The sequence below is a fragment of the Vibrio sp. 1249-1 genome, from assembly GCF_033340495.1.
Genome location: NZ_JAWOWJ010001083.1, coordinates 1 through 538, shown reverse-complemented (window position 1 = coordinate 538; position 538 = coordinate 1). Strand labels below are relative to the sequence as shown.

General features: G+C 46.8%; 1 protein-coding gene. It reads left to right on the top strand.

Translation table 11 applies throughout. The annotated features are described in order from the left end of the window. The coding region (locus R7Z50_RS30590; RefSeq protein WP_318150162.1) for a glycosyl hydrolase family 18 protein at window positions 1-538 on the top strand (538 nt) is incomplete at both ends.

The window sequence follows — 538 nt, the reverse complement described above, 5'->3', positions numbered from 1 at the left end:
AAGCGGCACTGGAAAAGAACTTTGGCGCTGTCTCAGTTAACGTGCCATACAAAGGTCACTTCGCTCAACTTGCCGAAATGAAGAAACAACATCCTGATCTCAAAATTCTTCCTTCTTTTGGTGGCTGGACAATGTCCGAACCGTTCCATGCTATGGCGAAAAACAAACAAGCGATGGATCAATTCTCAAAAAGTGCCGTTGAGTTGATTGCTCAATATGATTTCTTTGATGGCATTGATCTGGATTGGGAATACCCAGGCGGTGGCGGTTTAACAACGTCGCCTTGGAACCCAGATACCAAGCTTTCTGATGAACAAAAAGCGTCTGAGCGTGAGGCGTTTACCTACTTGGTGAAAACCATGCGTGCAGAGTTAGATGAACTCACAAATCAAACCAAACGTGAATACGAGCTCTCTACTGCTGTTGGCGTTGGTCCAAAAGCAGCAGGTATCGATTGGAAAGGCGCGGAGCCGTACCTAACTAACATGTTTGCAATGACGTATGACTTCCTTGGTGGTTGGGGGCAGCAAACCGGGCA